This is a genomic window from Thermomonas sp. (assembly GCF_029945965.1).
In the GTDB taxonomy this organism is placed as follows: Bacteria; Pseudomonadota; Gammaproteobacteria; order Xanthomonadales; family Xanthomonadaceae; genus Thermomonas.
This window is the reverse complement of record NZ_JAQSDO010000018.1, coordinates 1-16,464: the sequence shown is the minus strand read 5'-3', so window position 1 is coordinate 16,464 and position 16,464 is coordinate 1. Positions and strand designations below refer to the sequence as shown.

The 16,464-nt window shown below is 62.2% G+C and carries 11 protein-coding genes and 1 tRNA gene; all 12 read right to left on the bottom strand.

The genetic code is table 11. The features are described from left to right. Positions 1-82: 82 nt before the first annotated feature. Positions 83-2,200: an elongation factor G gene (gene fusA / locus PSV05_RS12010; protein WP_300065542.1), complete on the bottom strand. Its 2,118-nt coding sequence runs from the start codon at positions 2,198-2,200 to the stop codon at positions 83-85. 189 nt (positions 2,201-2,389) lie between these two features. Beyond that, positions 2,390-2,857 carry a 30S ribosomal protein S7 gene (gene rpsG / locus PSV05_RS12005; RefSeq protein ID WP_300065540.1) on the bottom strand — a complete coding sequence of 156 codons (468 nt, stop codon included), beginning with the start codon at positions 2,855-2,857 and terminating at the stop codon, positions 2,390-2,392. A gap of 91 nt (positions 2,858-2,948) precedes the next feature. Then, entirely contained in the window at positions 2,949-3,323 is a 375-nt protein-coding gene (gene rpsL / locus PSV05_RS12000) for a 30S ribosomal protein S12 (RefSeq protein ID WP_300065538.1), read from the bottom strand. A 386-nt stretch (positions 3,324-3,709) separates the two neighbouring features. Further along, complete coding sequence (gene rpoC, locus PSV05_RS11995; RefSeq protein WP_300065536.1) at positions 3,710-7,897, bottom strand: DNA-directed RNA polymerase subunit beta'; 4,188 nt, start codon at positions 7,895-7,897, stop codon at positions 3,710-3,712. Between the two features lie 112 nt (positions 7,898-8,009). After that, positions 8,010-12,179 (bottom strand): DNA-directed RNA polymerase subunit beta, encoded by a 4,170-nt coding sequence (rpoB, locus tag PSV05_RS11990; protein WP_300065534.1) that lies wholly within the window; start codon positions 12,177-12,179, stop codon positions 8,010-8,012. A 241-nt stretch (positions 12,180-12,420) separates the two neighbouring features. Then, positions 12,421-12,789, bottom strand: a complete 369-nt coding sequence (gene rplL / locus PSV05_RS11985) for a 50S ribosomal protein L7/L12 (protein WP_300065532.1) — start codon at positions 12,787-12,789, stop codon at positions 12,421-12,423. 56 nt (positions 12,790-12,845) lie between these two features. Beyond that, positions 12,846-13,424, bottom strand: coding sequence for a 50S ribosomal protein L10 (rplJ, locus tag PSV05_RS11980; RefSeq protein WP_300065530.1), 579 nt, complete (start codon positions 13,422-13,424; stop codon positions 12,846-12,848). A gap of 351 nt (positions 13,425-13,775) precedes the next feature. Next, positions 13,776-14,474: a 50S ribosomal protein L1 gene (rplA, locus tag PSV05_RS11975; protein WP_300065528.1), complete on the bottom strand. Its 699-nt coding sequence runs from the start codon at positions 14,472-14,474 to the stop codon at positions 13,776-13,778. 3 nt (positions 14,475-14,477) lie between these two features. Beyond that, positions 14,478-14,906, bottom strand: a complete 429-nt coding sequence (gene rplK, locus PSV05_RS11970) for a 50S ribosomal protein L11 (protein WP_300065526.1) — start codon at positions 14,904-14,906, stop codon at positions 14,478-14,480. A gap of 203 nt (positions 14,907-15,109) precedes the next feature. After that, the gene (gene nusG / locus PSV05_RS11965; RefSeq protein ID WP_300065544.1) at positions 15,110-15,685 is read right to left on the bottom strand and encodes a transcription termination/antitermination protein NusG; all 576 of its coding nucleotides are present in this window, start codon (positions 15,683-15,685) and stop codon (positions 15,110-15,112) included. 25 nt (positions 15,686-15,710) lie between these two features. Continuing rightward, a complete protein-coding gene (gene secE / locus PSV05_RS11960) occupies positions 15,711-16,091 on the bottom strand; it encodes a preprotein translocase subunit SecE (RefSeq protein WP_300065524.1) in 381 nt (126 codons plus the stop codon). 45 nt (positions 16,092-16,136) lie between these two features. Further along, positions 16,137-16,212, bottom strand: a tRNA-Trp gene (locus tag PSV05_RS11955). Positions 16,213-16,464 lie beyond the last annotated feature (252 nt).

Here is a 16,464-nt window from a genome sequence, read left to right as displayed (position 1 = left end):
CAATCGTGCCCACGTTCACGTGGGGCTTGGTGCGCTCGAACTTACCCTTTGCCATTGTCGTATTCCTTGAAAATTAAGTCAGTTAGCCTTTCTTGACCACAGCGTCGGCGACATTGCTCGGCGCCTCGGCGTAATGGTCGAACTCCATCGTGAAGGTCGCGCGGCCCTGCGACATCGAACGCAGGCTGGTCGCGTAACCGAACATCTCGCCCAGCGGCACCATCGCATTGATGACCTTGCCGGAAGGGCTGTCGTCCTGGCCCTGCAGCAGGCCGCGACGACGACTTACGTCGCCCATCACGTCTCCCACGTAGTCCTCGGGGCTGACGATCTCGACCTTCATGATCGGCTCCAGCAGGACCGGATCGGCCTTGCGGAAACCTTCCTTGAACGCCATAGATGCAGCCAGTTTGAACGCCATTTCCGATGAGTCGACGTCATGGTATGAGCCAAACACCAGCTTGGCCTTGACGCCTACCACCGGGAAGCCCGCCAGCGGACCGCTGGTGATGGTTTCGCGCATGCCCTTTTCGATCGCCGGGATGAATTCCTTCGGGATCACGCCACCGGTGATGTCGTTGACGAACAGGAAGTCGTTCTTGACGTTCGGGTTGACCTTGTCCTCAGCCGACATCGGCGACATTTCGATGACCACGTGGCCGTACTGACCCTTGCCGCCTGACTGCTTGGCGTGCTTGTAGTCAGCCTTGACGTCATGCTTGCGGATGGTCTCGCGATAGGCCACCTGCGGCTTGCCGACGTTGGCTTCAACGTTGAACTCACGCTTCATGCGGTCCACCAGGATGTCCAGGTGCAACTCGCCCATGCCGGCGATGATGGTCTGGCCAGACTCTTCGTCGGTATGCACGCGGAACGACGGGTCTTCCTGTGCAAGGCGGCCCAGCGCCATGCCCATCCTTTCCTGGTCGGACTTGGTCTTCGGCTCCACCGCCATCGAGATGACTGGCTCCGGGAAGATCATCCGCTCCAGGGTGATGATGTGGTCCTGCGCGCACAGGGTGTCACCGGTGGTGACGTCCTTCAGGCCCACCGCCGCGGCGATGTCGCCAGCGCGCACTTCCTTGATCTCGCTGCGATCATTGGAATGCATCTGCAGGATGCGGCCCACGCGCTCTTTCCTCGACTTGACCGGGTTGTAGACCTGGTCGCCGGAGTTGAGCACGCCCGAGTAGACGCGGAAGAAGGTCAGCGAACCCACGAACGGGTCGGTCATGATCTTGAACGCGAGCGCCGAGAATGGCGCCTTGTCGTCGGCCGTACGGGTGTCCGGATTTTCGTTGTCGTCGATGCCCTGTACCGGCGGACGATCAGCCGGCGACGGCAGCAACTGCACGACGCCATCGAGCATGGCCTGCACGCCCTTGTTCTTGAACGCGCTGCCACAGAAAACCGGCACGATCTCCACGCGCAAGGTGCGTTCGCGCAGGCCGGCGATGATCTCTTCTTCGCTCAGCTCGCCCTCGTTGAGGTACTTGTCCATCAGTTCTTCGGACGCTTCGGCGGCGGCTTCGATCATGAAGCTGCGCGCTTCCTCGGCCTTGGCCTGGAGTTCGGCCGGAATCTCGTCGTATTCGAAGATGGTGCCCTGGGATGGGACGTCCCAATGGATGCGCTTCATCTTCAACAGGTCGATGACGCCGTCAAACCCTTCCTCGGCGCCAACCGGTATCTGCATCGGTACCGCGTATGCACCCAGGCGCGACTTCAGCTGGCCCACGACCTTGTCGAAGTTCGCGCCGGTGCGGTCCATCTTGTTGACGAACGCCATGCGCGGCACGGAGTACTTGTTGGCCTGGCGCCACACGGTCTCCGACTGCGGCTGCACGCCGCCGACGGCGCACAACACGAACACGGCGCCGTCGAGCACACGCAAGCTGCGCTCGACTTCAATAGTGAAGTCCACGTGCCCGGGGGTGTCAATGATGTTGAGGCGATGCTGCGGCAGCGACTTGTCCATACCGGACCAGAACGCAGTGGTCGCAGCGGAAGTAATCGTGATGCCGCGCTCCTGCTCCTGCTCCATCCAGTCCATGGTCGCGGCGCCATCGTGCACTTCACCGATCTTGTGGCTTACGCCGGTGTAGAACAGGATGCGCTCGGACGTGGTGGTCTTGCCGGCATCGATGTGGGCCATGATGCCGAAGTTGCGGTAATACTCGATGGGAGTGGTGCGGGCCACGGTATGTCTCTCGTTTTTTGTCCGCCGAAACGGAAAAAGGAACCGATGTTCCGGATGGCCGATGGCCGCCTTGCGGCGGCCGTCGGTGGTGTGCAGGATCAAGCCCTGCCTGTCGTGTCAGGCGCTTGGCGCCTGGCGGGCTCGACGAGCCCCCTAAAGGGCCCGCGCCGACATGCTGTCAAACAGCACTCACCAGCGGTAGTGGGCGAACGCCTTGTTGGCTTCGGCCATGCGGTGGGTTTCTTCACGCTTCTTGATCGCGCCGCCGCGATTCTCGGAAGCGTCCAGCAGTTCACCGGCCAGCTTGCGCGGCATGGTGTTCTCGCCGCGCTTGCGCGCGGCGTCGATCAGCCAGCGCATCGCCAGCGCCATGCGGCGCGACTGGCGCACTTCGACCGGCACCTGGTAAGTCGCACCACCGACGCGGCGGGACTTCACCTCGACCGACGGCGAAATGTTGCCCAACGCCTTCTCGACGACGTCGAGCGCGTTCGGGTTCTTCTCCCCGATCACATCCATGGCGCCGTAGACGATTTTTTCGGCCACGGACTTCTTGCCGCTGTACATGACCATGTTGATGAAGCGGGCGATGGTTTCGCTTCCGTGCTTCGGATCGGGCAGCACCGAGCGCTGCGGAGTATTGCCTTTACGGGACATAGGTCGTTTTCTCTATAGGACGGGTCATGACCCGCCGTTTTCATTTGCTTGGACGGCGGGTCAAGACCCGCCCTACGTCAGGGCGTGGTGATCAGGACTTCGGACGCTTGGTGCCGTACTTGGAGCGGCTCTGGCGGCGCTTGGCGACACCCGAGGCATCGAGCGAGCCGCGCACGGTGTGATAGCGCACGCCCGGCAGGTCCTTGACGCGACCGCCACGAATCAGCACCACGCTGTGCTCCTGCAGGTTGTGGCCTTCGCCGCCGATGTACGAAATGACTTCGTACCCGTTGGTCAGGCGCACCTTGGCCACCTTGCGCAGCGCCGAGTTCGGCTTCTTCGGGGTCGTGGTGTAGACGCGGGTGCACACACCACGACGCTGAGGACAACTTTCCAGCGCAGGCGAGTTGCTCTTGTAGGTTTCCGGATTGCGCGGCTTGCGCACAAGCTGGTTGATGGTTGCCATTTTGGGGCTCGATTGAGGGGCCGTGGCCCTTGTTAAAAACAGAAGTAACAACAGAAATTAAAGACGAAGCTGGCCGGATTGGTTCGCAATCCAGCCGACTTAGACAGAAAAGTATAGCCCGCGCTTGACCATTCCGTCAAACGAGCCATACCGAACGACCGAAGCAGCGCACAAGGCGCCCACGATGGTCGAATCTGCGATCCCGCCCATCCTTGGGCCCAACACGAGGCGCTCCGTGCGCCTCTTTTGGTGATCTGGACAGCACTAAGCCGTCATCTAACTCAACAAGTATAACGCAATGTCCGCTGGTTTGGTGCAGTTCGCCGACTCAAAACCGCCCTCCCGGCAATGCGCCAGGAGGGCGTTGTTATTGCTTACTCGCCCGCCTAGGCCTTGACTTCCTCAGCCGGCTTTTCGCCAGCCAGTGTCGCCATTTCGGCTTCGGTCAGGCCAGCCGCGTTCTTGCGGCGCTGTGCATGGTACGCAAGACCAGTACCGGCCGGGATCAGGCGACCGACGATCACGTTCTCCTTCAGGCCGCGCAAGGTATCGCGGGTACCGCGCACGGCTGCTTCGGTCAGCACGCGGGTGGTTTCCTGGAACGAGGCCGAGGAGATGAACGACTCGGTCGCCAGCGAGGCCTTGGTGATGCCCAGCAGGACCGGCTCGACCTTGGCAAGGATGAGACCCTTGGCCGCGAGCTTGGCGTTCTCTTCGATGACGCGCTGGCGCTCAGCCTGTTCGCCATGCAGGTACTTGCTGTCGCCGCCGTCCACGATCTCGACCTTGCGCAGCATCTGGCGAATGATCACCTCGATGTGCTTGTCGTTGATCTTCACGCCCTGCAGGCGGTAGACGTCCTGGATTTCCTTGACCAGGTAGGCAGCCAGCTCCTCGACGCCCTTAAGGCGCAGGATATCCTGCGGCGTCGGCTCGCCGTCCACCACGGTCTCGCCCTTCTCCACGTGCTCGCCTTCGAACACGATGATCTGGCGATACTTCGGGATCAGCTCTTCGTGGTCGGTGCCGTCCGGGTGCTTGATCACCAGGCGCTGCTTGCCCTTGGTTTCCTTGCCGAAGCTGACCACGCCGGAGATCTCGGCAAGAATCGCCGCTTCCTTGGGCTTGCGCGCTTCGAACAGATCGGCCACGCGCGGCAAACCACCGGTGATGTCACGGGTCTTCGACGCTTCCTGCGGGATCTTGGCGACCACGTCACCCACGCCGACAGCGGCGCCGTCCTGCAGGTTGACGATCGAGCGCGGCGGCAGCATGTACTGTGCCGGCAGGTCGGTGCCCGGGATGTTGAGGTCGTTGCCCTTCTTGTCGACGATGCGCACCAGCGGTCGCAGGTCCTTGGCCTGGTTGCCGCGACGCTTCGGATCGGTGATCTCGCGCGAGGCCAGGCCGGTCAGGTCGTCGGTCTTCTCGATCACGGTCACGCCGTCCACGAAATCGACGAAACGCATGAAACCGGCGACTTCCGAGACGATCGGATGGTTATGCGGATCCCAGTTGGCCACGGTCTGGCCAGCCTTCACTTCACCACCGTCCTTGAGCTGGATGGTGGTGCCGTATGGCAGCTTGTAACGCTCGCGCTCGCGGCCATGGTTGTCGAGCACCGACAGTTCGCCGGAGCGCGACACCGCGACCAGGTTTCCGCTGGCGTGATTGACGTGCTTGAGGTTGTTGAACTTCACCGAACCGGTCGTCTTGACCGTCACGTTGTCGATTGCCGCCGCACGCGACGCCGCACCACCGATGTGGAACGTACGCATGGTCAGCTGTGTGCCGGGCTCGCCGATCGACTGCGCGGCGACCACGCCCACGGCCTCGCCATGGTTCACGGTATGCCCGCGGCCCAGGTCACGGCCGTAGCAGTTGGCGCACACGCCGAACGCAGATTCGCAAGTAATCGTCGAACGCACCTTGATCATCTGCACGCTGGCGTCTTCGAGCTTCTGCACCCAGGCTTCGTCGAGCAGGGTGTTGCGGGTGACGAACGGGTCCTCGTCGTTGCCCGGCAGGAACACATCCTCGGCCACGATGCGGCCTAGCACGCGGTCGCGCAGCGGCTCGACCACGTCGCCACCTTCCACGATCGGCGTCATGGTCAGGCCGGTCTGGGTGCCGCAGTCGGTCGAGGTGATCACCACGTCCTGTGCCACGTCGACCAGGCGACGGGTCAGGTAACCGGAGTTCGCGGTCTTCAACGCAGTATCCGCCAGGCCCTTGCGCGCGCCGTGGGTCGAGATGAAGTACTGCAGGACGTTCAGGCCCTCGCGGAAGTTCGCGGTGATCGGGGTCTCGATGATCGAGCCGTCAGGCTTGGCCATCAGGCCACGCATGCCGGCCAGCTGGCGGATCTGCGCCTGCGAACCACGCGCGCCGGAGTCGGCCATGATGTAGATCGAGTTCATCGACTTCTGGTCGATGGTCTCGCCCTTCGCGTTCTGCACTTTCTCGGTGCCGATCGTGTCCATCATCGCCTTGGCCACGCGCTCGTTGGTGCGCGACCAGATGTCGACCACCTTGTTGTAGCGCTCGCCACCGGTGACCAGGCCGCTCTGGTACTGCTGCTGGATTTCCAAGACTTCGGCCTCGGCCTCGGCCAGGATCGCCTTCTTCTCCAGCGGGATGGTCATGTCGTCGATGCCGATCGACACGCCCGCGCGGGTCGCGTAGGCGAAGCCGGTGTACATCAGCTTGTCGGCGAACACCACTGTGTCCTTCAGGCCCAGCATGCGATAGCTGCTGTTGATCAGGCGGCTGATGTTCTTCTTGGTCAGCTCGGTGTTGGCCAGTGCGTACGGCAGGCCGTCCGGCAGTATCTCGCGCAACAATGCGCGACCCACCGTCGTGTCCACGATCGAGGTCTGGTTGCTGCGGCTGCCGTCATCGGCGATCACGATCTCGCTGATGCGCACCTTGCACTTGGCGTGCAATTGCACCACGCGGTTGTCATAGGCGCGCTTCACTTCAGCGATGTTCGCGAACACCATGCCCTCGCCCGCCTTGTTCTCCAAGGCGCGGGTCATGTAATACAGGCCGAGCACGACGTCCTGCGACGGCACGATGATGGGCTCGCCGTTGGCCGGCGACAGGATGTTGTTGGACGCCATCATCAGCGCGCGCGCTTCCAGCTGGGCTTCCAGCGACAGCGGCACGTGGACGGCCATCTGGTCACCGTCGAAGTCGGCGTTGAACGCGGTGCAGACCAGCGGATGCAACTGGATCGCCTTGCCTTCGATCAGCACCGGCTCGAACGCCTGGATGCCGAGGCGATGCAGGGTCGGTGCGCGGTTGAGGAGCACCGGATGCTCGCGAATGACTTCTTCCAGGATGTCCCAGACTTCCGCCTCTTCGCGCTCGACCAACTTCTTGGCAGCCTTGATGGTGGTGGCCAGGCCACGACGCTGCAGCTTGGCAAAGATGAAGGGCTTGAACAGTTCCAGCGCCATCTTCTTCGGCAGGCCGCACTCGTGCAGGCGCAGGGTCGGACCCACCACGATGACCGAACGACCGGAGTAGTCCACACGCTTGCCGAGCAAGTTCTGGCGGAACCGGCCCTGCTTGCCCTTGATCATGTCGGCCAGCGATTTCAGCGGGCGCTTGTTGGTACCGGTGATGGCACGACCACGACGGCCGTTGTCCATCAGCGCATCCACCGATTCCTGCAACATGCGCTTTTCATTGCGCACGATGATGTCAGGCGCGTTGAGCTCGAGCAGGCGACGCAGGCGGTTGTTGCGGTTGATGACGCGGCGGTACAAATCGTTCAGGTCGGATGTCGCGAAGCGGCCACCATCCAGCGGCACCAGCGGACGCAGGTCCGGCGGCAGCACCGGCAGCACGGTCATGACCATCCATTCGGGCTTGTTACCCGACTCAAGGAAGGCCTCGATCAGCTTGATCCGCTTGGTCAGGCGCTTGAGCTTGGTTTCCGAACCGGTCGATGCAATGTCTTCCCTGAGCTGCACCATCTCGCTTGGCAGGTCGAGTGTGCGCAGCAGGTCGAACACCGCCTCGGCGCCCATCGCGGCGTCAAAATCATCGCCGTGTTCCTGACGCATCTGCATGAACTGCTCTTCATTGAGCAACTGACCGCGCTCCATCGGGGTCAAGCCCGGCTCAGTGACCACGAACGCCTCGAAGTACAGGATGCGTTCGATGTTGCGCAGGGTCATGTCCAACATCAGGCCGATGCGCGACGGCAGCGACTTCAGGAACCAGATGTGGGCGACAGGCGAGGCCAGGTCGATATGGCCCATGCGCTCACGGCGCACCTTGGCCAGAGTCACTTCGGTGCCGCACTTCTCGCAGACCACTCCACGGTGCTTCATGCGCTTGTACTTGCCGCACAGGCACTCGTAGTCCTTGATCGGGCCGAAGATGGCGGCGCAGAACAGGCCGTCGCGCTCGGGCTTGAAGGTCCGGTAGTTGATGGTTTCGGGCTTTTTCACTTCGCCGTAGGACCACGAACGGATCAGGTCCGGCGACGCCAGCGCGATCTTGATCGCGTCGAAGTCGATCGGCGGGCGCTGCTGGTTGAACAGGTTCAGAAGGTCTTTCATGTCTTTCTCCGGGAATCTGGAATCGGGGATGGGGATGGGGAATCGTCAGGCCCGGTGCGGGGTGCGTTGCGCGCTTGCGCTCGCTTGGATCCGCAGAGGGCCGTCGTCGTCCTCAGGTCTCTTCCAGCTCCATGTTGATCGCCAGCGAGCGGATTTCCTTGACCAGCACGTTGAAGGATTCCGGCATGCCGGCCACCATCTCGTGTTCGCCATCGACGATGTTCTTGTACATCTGGTTGCGGCCCTGCACGTCGTCGGACTTCACCGTCAGCATTTCCTGCAGGGTGTAGGCCGCGCCGTAGGCTTCCAGCGCCCAGACTTCCATTTCGCCGAAACGCTGCCCGCCGAACTGCGCCTTGCCGCCCAGCGGCTGCTGGGTGACGAGCGAGTACGGACCAGTGGAACGGGCGTGCATCTTGTCGTCGACCAGATGGTTCAGCTTCAGCATGTGCATGTAGCCGACCGTGACCTCGCGCTCGAATGCCTCGCCGGTGCGACCGTCGTGCAATGTGGTCTGGCCGTGCAACGGCAAGTCGGCCAGCGACAGCATGAGCTTGATCTCGGCCTCGTCGGCACCATCGAACACCGGCGTCGCCATCGGCACGCCGTCGGTCAGGTTGTTGGCCAGCACCAGCAGCTCGGCATCGCTGAATTCCTTCAGGTTGACGCGTTCGGCATGGGTCGCGCGGTCATGGTTGTAGATCTCGTCGAGGAACTTGCGCAGGTCGGCGATCTTGGCCTGTGCGTCCAGCATGCGCTGGATTTTCTGGCCAAGGCCCTTTGCAGCCCAGCCCAGGTGTACTTCCAGGATCTGGCCGATGTTCATGCGGCTAGGCACGCCCAGCGGGTTCAGCACGATATCCACGGTCTCGCCGTCGGCCATGTACGGCATGTCCTCGACCGGAACAATCGTCGAGACCACGCCCTTGTTGCCGTGGCGTCCGGCCATCTTGTCGCCTGGCTGGATCCGGCGCTTCACCGCCAGGTAGACCTTGACCATCTTCAGCACGCCCGGGGCGAGGTCGTCGCCTTGGGTGATCTTGCCGCGCTTGTCGTCGAAGCGACGATCGAACTCGGCACGGTGTACTTCCAGCTGGTTGGAGGCGCGCTCGATCGCATCGTTCGCGTCGTCGTCCTTCATCCGCAGCTGCAGCCAGTCCGAACGCTTCAGGCCATCCAGCACCAGCGAGGACACGGTATCGCCCTTCTTGACACCGGGGCCGCCGTTGGCGGTCTTGCTCAACAGCATCTCGCGCAAGCGAGCGTAGATCGCGCCTTCAAGGATGCGGAACTGGTCGTCGAAGTCCTTCTTGACCCGGCGAATTTCCTCTTCCTCGATCTGGCGTGCGCGCTTGTCCTTCTCGATACCGTCGCGGGTGAACACCTGCACGTCGATCACGGTGCCGTCCATGCCGGGCGGCACACGCAGCGAGCTGTCCTTCACGTCGGACGCCTTCTCGCCGAAGATCGCGCGCAGCAGCTTCTCTTCCGGGGTCAGCTGGCTCTCGCCCTTCGGCGTGACCTTGCCAACCATGATGTCGCCGGCACGCACTTCGGCGCCGATGTAGACCACGCCGGATTCGTCGAGGCGGTTGAGCGCCTGCTCGGACACGTTCGGGATGTCGGCGGAGATTTCCTCCGGCCCCAACTTGGTGTCGCGAGCGACGCAGGTCAGCTCTTCGATGTGGATCGTGGTGTAGCGATCTTCCTTCACCACCCGCTCGGAGAGCAGGATCGAATCCTCGAAGTTGTAGCCGTTCCACGGCATGAACGCGACCAGCATGTTCTGGCCCAGTGCGAGCTCGCCGATATCGGTCGAAGGACCGTCGGCCAGCACGTCGCCGCGGGCGATCACGTCACCCACTTTCACCAGCGGCGTCTGGTTGATGCAGGTGTTCTGGTTGGAACGCGTGTACTTGATCAGCGAATAGATGTCGACGCCGGCATCGTGCTCACCGGAGATCTCATCCTCAGTGACCTTGACCACGATGCGACCGGCATCCATCTGCTCGATCACGCCGCCGCGGCGGGCGTTCACGGTCACGCCGGAGTCGCGTGCAACAGCACGCTCGATGCCGGTACCCACGAGCGGCTTTTGCGAACGCAGCGTCGGCACGGCCTGGCGCTGCATGTTCGCGCCCATCAGCGCACGATTGGCGTCATCGTGTTCCAGGAACGGCACCAGCGCCGCAGCGACCGACACGGTCTGCATTGGCGAGACGTCCATGAAGTGGATTTCGCTCGGCGGCTTCAGCAGCGACTCGCCCTGGTAGCGGCAAGCCACGAACGGCGCGGTGATCTTGTTCTTGGCATCACGCGGGGCGTTGGCCTGCGCGATGACGTACTCGTTCTCTTCGATCGCCGAGAGGAACTCGACGTCGTCGGTAACTTTGCCGTCCACGACTTTGCGGTACGGGGTTTCCAGGAAACCGTAGTTGTTGGTCCGCGCGAACACGGCCAGGGAGTTGATGAGACCGATGTTCGGGCCTTCCGGGGTTTCGATGGTGCAGACGCGGCCGTAATGGGTCGGGTGCACGTCGCGCACTTCGAAGCCGGCACGTTCGCGGGTCAGGCCGCCCGGGCCAAGCGCGGACACGCGGCGCTTGTGGGTGACTTCCGACAGCGGATTGTTCTGATCCATGAACTGCGACAGCTGCGAGGAACCGAAGAACTCCTTGATCGCGGCGGCAACAGGTTTCGCATTGATCAGCTCCTGCGGGGTCAGGCCTTCGGACTCGGCCATTGACAGGCGTTCCTTGACCGCGCGCTCGACGCGGACCAGGCCCACGCGGAACACGTTCTCGGCCATTTCGCCGACCGAACGCACGCGACGGTTGCCCAGGTGATCGATGTCGTCCACATGGCCACGACCGTTGCGGATCTCGGTCAGCACCTTGATCACGTCGAGGATGTCGGAACCTTCGCCGCGCGCCTGCACCAGGCGCTTGGACTCTTCGTCCTTGCGCTCGCCGTAGTACTTGGCGTCGTACAGCACCGAGGCGCCGGTGACTTCCTTGCGGCCCAGGCGACGGTTGAACTTCATCCGGCCGACAGTGGAAAGGTCGTAGCGCTCGAAGGTGAAGAACAGGTTGTGGAACAGGTTCTGCGCGGCGTCCTTGGTCGGCGGCTCGCCCGGACGCATCATCCGGTAGATCTCGACCAGCGCTTCCAGCTGCGTCTTGGTGCCATCGATGCGCAGGGTGTTGGACAGATACGCGCCACGGTCCAGATCGTTCACCCACAAGGTGCCGACTGATTCGATGCTGGCCTTGCGCAGGGCTACCAGAATTTCCTCGGTAATCTCGTCATTGGCCGAGGCCAACAATTCACCAGTCGCTACGTCGATCACGTCATGCGACAGGATGTGGCCGACGATATAGCTGTCTGGCACTGCCAACGCGGCGACGCCGGAAGCTTCCAGCTGCTTGACGTGGCGCGCGGTGATGCGCTTGCCGGCTTCGACAATCACCTTGTCGCCATCAGCCAGGTCGAAGTCCAGGGTCTCGCCACGCAGGCGCTCGGGGACCAGCTCGAGCTGCACGCCTTCCTTGGGATCGATGTGGAAGGTATTGGTCTCGAAGAACTCGTTGAGCATTTCTTCGTTGTTGTAACCCAGCGCGCGCAACAGCACGCTGACCGGCAGCTTGCGGCGGCGGTCGATGCGGGTGAACAGCGCGTCCTTCGGGTCGAACTCGAAGTCCAGCCAGGAACCGCGATACGGGATGACGCGCGCAGAGAACAGCAACTTGCCCGAGCTGTGCGTCTTGCCGCGGTCGTGATCGAAGAACACGCCGGGCGAACGGTGCAGCTGGGAGACGATGACGCGCTCGGTACCGTTGACGATGAAGGTGCCATTGCCGGTCATGAGCGGGATCTCGCCCATGTAGACCTCCTGCTCCTTCACGTACTTGATGGCCTTGGTCGAGGACTCGCGGTCATAGATCACCAGGCGCACGGTCACGCGCAGTGGCGCGCCGTAGCTCATGCCACGTTGACGGCACTCGCGCTCGTCGAACGCCGGATCGCCCAGCTTGTAGGCCACGTATTCCAGCGCGGCGTTGCCGCTGTAGCTGGAAATCGGGAATACCGATTTCAGCGCGGCATGCAGGCCGCGGTCCTCGCGCTTGGCGGGATCGGTATCTTCCTGCAGGAATTCGCGATAGGAATCGACCTGGATGGCGAGCAGGAACGGCACTTCCAGGATCGAACGGCTTTTGCCGAAGTCCTTGCGGATGCGCTTCTTCTCGGTGAAGGAATACTGGTTGGTAGTCGCGGTGGTCATGGGGCGCGCGCCTCGTATCTCATAGGGCCGCGGAGCGGCCCTGGGGGAATGGCTGGAACTGACAGTGGGAAGTTGCTGGTATTGCCGGCACCAGCACGCCTTCTCCCACTACTTCCGACTGTCAACTCGACTCAGGTAGTGCTTTGCAACAACTAGGCTTTGTAACAACGGCCAAAGGCCGGGAGCTTTCGCCCCCAGCCTTCAGCGTGTCGTCGATGCAAGCTGACGACCCAAAAACGGATTACTTGACTTCGACGGTCGCACCGGCGGCTTCAAGATCCTTCTTCATTTTCTCGGCTTCATCCTTGGTGGCGCCTTCCTTCACGACGCCGCCGGCCTCGGTGAGGTCCTTGGCTTCTTTCAGGCCGAGGCCGGTGATCGCGCGAACGGCCTTGATCACTTCGACCTTCTTGTCGCCCGGCGACTTCAGGATGACGTTGAACTCGGTCTGCTCTTCGACGGCCGCAGCCGGGCCAGCTGCGGCGGCAGCGGCAACCGGGGCGGCGGCGGAGACGCCGAACTTTTCTTCGATGGCCTTCACAAGCTCCATCACTTCCATCAGCGACTTGGTGGCGATGGCGTCGACGATTTTCTCGTTGGACAGGGACATTATGTTACCTCTGGATTGATTCGATATTGAAAGGGAAACGTTGTCTTTTCGCGGGATCAGGCCGGTTCGGCATCCGTAGCGGCATCATTGGCAGCGGCTTCCGCCGGTGCTTCAGAAATTGCTGTTTCAGGAACACCTGCTTCGTCACCACCCTGCAGATCGGCAACCGCCTTGACCGCACGCGCGAACATCGTCGCGGGTTCGGCCAGCACGCGGGCCAGCATGGACAGGGCCTGGTCGAGGGTCGGCAGTGAAGCCAGCACGTCGACGTGGGTCGCCGGATACTGCTGGCCACCAACCACGACGAGCTTGGGCTGCAACTTGTCGTTGCCCTTTGCGAATTCCTTGATCAGGCGACCGGCAGCGCCGGGCTCCTCGGTCGAGAACGCGTACAGCAACGGGCCGACCAGCGAGTCCTTGGCGCACTCGTATTCGGTACCCGTCACGGCGCGTGCGGCCAGGGTGTTCTTGACGACTTTCAGGAACACACCGGTTGCACGTGCCTGCTTGCGCATCGCGGTCATCTGACTGACCGTGGTGCCGATGTATTCGGCCGCGATCAGGGAGTGCGCCTTGGCGGCAACTTCTGCCACTTCGGCGACAACGTTCTGTTTCTGGGACAGATTGAGAGCCATATGTCACTCCTCTTATGAACTCCGCCCGCGACTCCAGTCGCTGGCGGTCCTGGGCGATGCCGATCCTTGGCATCGGGGATGGGTTAGATCCCGGTGGTGGCCGACCAGAGGTGTCTTGAACCAAAACATTCCAGAAGGGCATCACCATCTACGCTGGCCAGCATCCTGATGGGATGCGGATTAAGCGATTCCGCCTTCGGCAACGGCGATTCCATGCCATGTGAGCTTCCATGCCCGTCGTTGCCACGCGCGAACCGCACCTGCGGTCTTTGACGGCTTCCACATCGGTCACCCGATGCGGGGCCTTCAAAATTCGTGCACTGCCCGGCATCGCCGGGCAGTTTCAAACCATTACTTGAGCGACAGCGAAGACGGGTCCACGGTCACGCCGGGGCCCATGGTCGAGCTGACCGAGATCTTCTGCAGGTAGGTACCCTTCGAAGTCGCCGGCTTGGCCTTGACCAGGTCGATCAGCAGCGCCTGCAGATTACCCTTCAGTGCCTCGCTCTCGAAGCTGGCCTTGCCGATGGTGCAGTGGATAATGCCGCCCTTGTCGGTGCGGTAACGCACCTGGCCTGCCTTCGCGTTGCGAACGGCTTCGGCCGGATTCGCCGACACGGTGCCGACCTTCGGGTTCGGCATCAGGCCGCGCGGGCCGAGCACCTGGCCGAGCTTGCCGACGACGCGCATTGCGTCCGGGGTCGCGATCACCACGTCGTAGTTCAGGTCACCGGCGATCATTTTTTCCGCCAAGTCGTCCATGCCCACTGCTTCGGCACCTGCAGCCAGGGCTTCATCAGCCTTGGCGCCGGCCGGGGCGAACACCGCCACGCGCACCGACTTGCCGGTACCTGCCGGCAACACGGTGGAACCGCGCACCTGCTGGTCGGACTTCTTGGCATCCACGCCAAGCCGCACGGCCACGTCGATTGCTTCGACGAACTTGGCCTTGCTGCCGTCCTTGAGGATCTTCAGCGCTTCTTCGATCGAATACGCCTTGCCCGGCTGGGTGGCGGCGAGGATTGATTTCTGTCGTTTGGTCATCGGCATGTCTTAACCCTCCACTACCAGGCCCATGGAACGGGCGGAGCCCGCAATCGTCCTCACTGCTGCTTCCAGATCGGCTGCGGTCAGGTCGGCTTCCTTCGCCTTGGCGATATCTTCCAGCTGCGCGCGGCTGACCTTGCCCACCTTGTCGGTGTTCGGACGCTTGGAGCCGGAGGTGACGCCCGCCGCCTTCTTCAACAGCACCGAGGCTGGCGTGCTCTTGGTGATGAAGGTGAATGTGCGATCCGAGTACGCGGTGATGATGACCGGGGTCGGAAGACCCGGCTCAAGCTTGGAGGTCGCCGCGTTGAACGCCTTGCAGAACTCCATGATGTTCAGGCCGCGCTGGCCGAGGGCCGGACCTACCGGCGGTGAAGGATTGGCTTGGCCAGCCTTCACCTGCAGTTTGATGTAACCAACAACTTTCTTTGCCATGGCTCTATCTCCGGGTGCAAACGCCTGTTGTCAGGCTCCCCATCGGGCCGGGAACATTTTTGCCAAAGCGGCACGTGTCCCGGTATCACGTCTTGACGCGCCGACAGCCGCACGTGGCGGCTGTACGGAGTTCTGGCTTCGCTGAGCTTTTGCTAGGAAGCCGATAACTATAACAGATCTTGCTGGTGCCGCCCGGCGCCGGCTCAGGCCTTTTCGACCTGCCCGAATTCCAGCTCCACCGGGGTGGAACGCCCGAAAATCAGCACTGCCACCCGCAGGCGACTCTTGTCGTAGTTGATTTCCTCGACCACGCCATTGAAGTCGTTGAAAGGACCATCGACGACGCGAACCAGCTGCCCCGGCTCGAACAGCACCTTCGGCTTCGGCTTCTCGACGCCATCTTGAACGCGCTGCAGTATCGCATCGGCCTCGCTGTCGGCAATCGGCAACGGACGGTCGGCGGTACCGCCGATGAAGCCCATGACCTTGGTCGTTTCCTTGATCAGGTGCCAGCATTCGCTGTCGATCCGGGGAATGCCGTTCTCCTCGTGACTGACGATCTGCACCAACACATAGCCGGGGAAGAACTTGCGCTCGGAGCGGCGTTTTTGGCCGGCACGCATCTCGATCACTTCTTCGGTGGGGACGAGCACTTCGCCGAAGCGAGCCTCCATCCCCATGCGCACGATGCGATCACGCAGCGCCTGCGCCACCGACTTCTCGAAGCCTGAATAGGCATGCACCACATACCAGCGCTTGTCGTTCTGCGTGCTTTCCACGGAGTTTTCGGTCACGTTGTCTACCTCATCCATTGCCAAGCAGCCACTTCACGCCCCACTGGATAATCACATCCATGCCAGCCAAGGCCAGACTGATCACGATCACAACGGCAATCACGACCCACATCGTCCGGGTGGTTTCCTGGCGGCTGGGCCACACCACCTTGCGTAATTCAAAGCGCGACTCCGAGAGGAACTCACGAGTCTGCATGCCCTTGGTCGTGCCCATGAACACGGCAGCACCGGCGACCAGGCCAAGGACAACAGCAAGAATGCGAATGCCGGCTGGCCACTGGCCATCAAACCAATAGAAGGCAACGAGACCCGCGACTGCAAGCAGCAGCGCGGCGGCGTATTTCACGATATCCCCGCCGGAGGAATGATTGGCAAGCGTCTTGCTGGTCAAAACTTCTGTTCCTCTACCTGGATCGCGCGGATCGCGCTTCCGTAGTGGCACGCCAGGAGGGACTCGAACCCCCAACCTGCGGTTTTGGAGACCGCTGCTCTGCCAATTGAGCTACTGGCGTATCGATGATTGGCCGATCTGGCGGCCATGGATCCGGTCACGATGCCCGCGCAGAAACCGAAGTTCCTAAAACGGGCACGGCGGCTTGCGCCGCCTTGCCGTGTTTCCGGCTTTTCCAGGTATCGCCAGCACATGCTGGCGACGCCCAGTTGCTTGGACGGCCGAAGCCGTCCGCGCGGATCTTACCTGATGACCCTTACTTGATGATCTTGGCGACCACGCCGGCGCCGACGGTACGGCCACCTTCGCGGAT

Coding starts and splice junctions, on each gene's coding strand:
- rpsG (WP_300065540.1), bottom strand. CDS start 2,857: ATGTCCCGTAAAGGCAATACTCCGCAGCGCTCGGTGCTGCCCGATCCG.
- rpsL (WP_300065538.1), bottom strand. CDS start 3,323: ATGGCAACCATCAACCAGCTTGTGCGCAAGCCGCGCAATCCGGAAACC.
- rpoC (WP_300065536.1), bottom strand. CDS start 7,897: ATGAAAGACCTTCTGAACCTGTTCAACCAGCAGCGCCCGCCGATCGAC.
- rpoB (WP_300065534.1), bottom strand. CDS start 12,179: ATGACCACCGCGACTACCAACCAGTATTCCTTCACCGAGAAGAAGCGC.
- rplL (WP_300065532.1), bottom strand. CDS start 12,789: ATGTCCCTGTCCAACGAGAAAATCGTCGACGCCATCGCCACCAAGTCG.
- rplJ (WP_300065530.1), bottom strand. CDS start 13,424: ATGGCTCTCAATCTGTCCCAGAAACAGAACGTTGTCGCCGAAGTGGCA.
- rplA (WP_300065528.1), bottom strand. CDS start 14,474: ATGCCGATGACCAAACGACAGAAATCAATCCTCGCCGCCACCCAGCCG.
- rplK (WP_300065526.1), bottom strand. CDS start 14,906: ATGGCAAAGAAAGTTGTTGGTTACATCAAACTGCAGGTGAAGGCTGGC.